General features: G+C 69.0%; 3 protein-coding genes. All 3 read left to right on the forward strand.

What is annotated here, in order from left to right; genetic code table 11:
• Window positions 1-942, forward strand: a 942-nt coding sequence (locus IO36_RS35975; RefSeq protein ID WP_037626543.1) for an acyl-CoA carboxylase subunit beta, incomplete at its 5' end; no start/stop codon positions are given.
• Between the two features lie 71 nt (window positions 943-1013).
• Window positions 1014-1244: an acyl-CoA carboxylase epsilon subunit gene (locus IO36_RS35980; protein ID WP_063764939.1), complete on the forward strand. Its 231-nt coding sequence runs from the start codon at window positions 1014-1016 to the stop codon at window positions 1242-1244.
• Between the two features lie 126 nt (window positions 1245-1370).
• Window positions 1371-1469 (forward strand): biotin carboxylase N-terminal domain-containing protein (locus IO36_RS45360; protein ID WP_280923728.1); only part of this gene is annotated, 99 nt, incomplete at its 3' end.

Here is a 1469-nt window from a genome sequence, read left to right on the forward strand (position 1 = left end):
ACCGGCGAGGAGATCACCCAGAACGGCCTGGGCGGCGCCGACGTGCACGCCGAGACCTCCGGGGTGTGCCACTTCGCCTATGACGACGAGGAGACCTGCCTGGCGGAGGTCCGCTACCTCCTGTCACTGCTGCCGCAGAACAACCGTGAGACCCCGCCCGTCGAGAACACGGACGATCCTTCCTCCCGGCGCTGCGAGGCGCTGCTCGACCTGGTCCCGGCCGACGGCAACCGCCCGTACGACATGCGCCGGGTGATCGAGGAGCTCGTCGACGACGGCCAGTTCATCGAGGTCCACGAGCGCTGGGCGACCAACGTGATCTGCGCGCTGGCCCGTCTCGACGGCCAGGTGGTCGGCATCGTGGCGAACCAGCCGATGTCCATGGCCGGAGTGCTGGACATCCACGCCTCCGAAAAGGCCGCGCGCTTCGTGCAGTTGTGCGACGCTTTCAACATCCCGCTGATCACCCTGCTCGACGTACCCGGCTTCCTGCCCGGCGTCGACCAGGAGCACGGCGGGATCATCCGGCACGGTGCGAAGCTGCTCTACGCCTACTGCAACGCCACCGTGCCGAGGCTCCAGTTGATCCTGCGCAAGGCCTACGGCGGCGCGTACATCGTCATGGATTCCCGCTCGGTGGGGACCGACCTGTCCTTCGCCTGGCCGACCAACGAGATCGCGGTGATGGGCGCGGAGGGTGCCGCCAACGTCATCTTCCGCAAGCGGATCGCCGACGCCGACGACCCGGACGCGATGCGGGCGAGCATGGTCAAGGAGTACAAGACCGAGCTGATGCACCCGTACTACGCGGCCGAACGCGGCCTCGTCGACGACGTCATCGACCCGGCCGATACGCGCGGCGTCCTCAGCCGCGCACTGCACATGCTCCGGGCCAAACACGCCGAACTGCCGGTCCGCAAGCACGGAAACCCGCCGCAGTGACGGGACGGAAGCCTGCCCCGGTGACGGCACGGAAGCCCGCCGCAGGGACGACCGGAAAGGACCTGACGACCATGGCATCCGCTCCTCGGAGCCGCGATCACGAACCAGCCGTCCGCATCGTCAAGGGCGAACCCCTCGACGAGGAACTGGCCGCGCTCACCGCGGTACTGCTCGCCCGCGCCGACGCGCTCCCCGGCGTGTCCGACACCGCCGACGAGGAGGGGCCCCCGGCCCGGTGGCGTCCCGTCGGCTACGCGTCTCCCGTGAGCTGGCACCGAGCGGTGCCGGCCCCGGCCAAGTAGTGGGCGGGGCCGTGCGAACGCCGTTCGCCACACGGTGAGTTCGGCACGGGGAGCATCCGTCGCGGGCGAACCCTTCGCCCGGAAGATCCGTCATCCATATGAGTCGTTCCCTTCCCTGGAGTCGTTGTGCGCAAGGTGCTCATCGCCAACCGTGGCGAAATCGCTGTCCGCGTGGCCCGAGCATGTCGGGATGCCGGGATCGCGAGCGTTGCCGTGTATGCGGAA

This window comes from Streptomyces aureus, assembly GCF_000725495.1.
GTDB classification, from domain to species: Bacteria; Actinomycetota; Actinomycetes; order Streptomycetales; family Streptomycetaceae; genus Streptomyces; species Streptomyces aureus_B.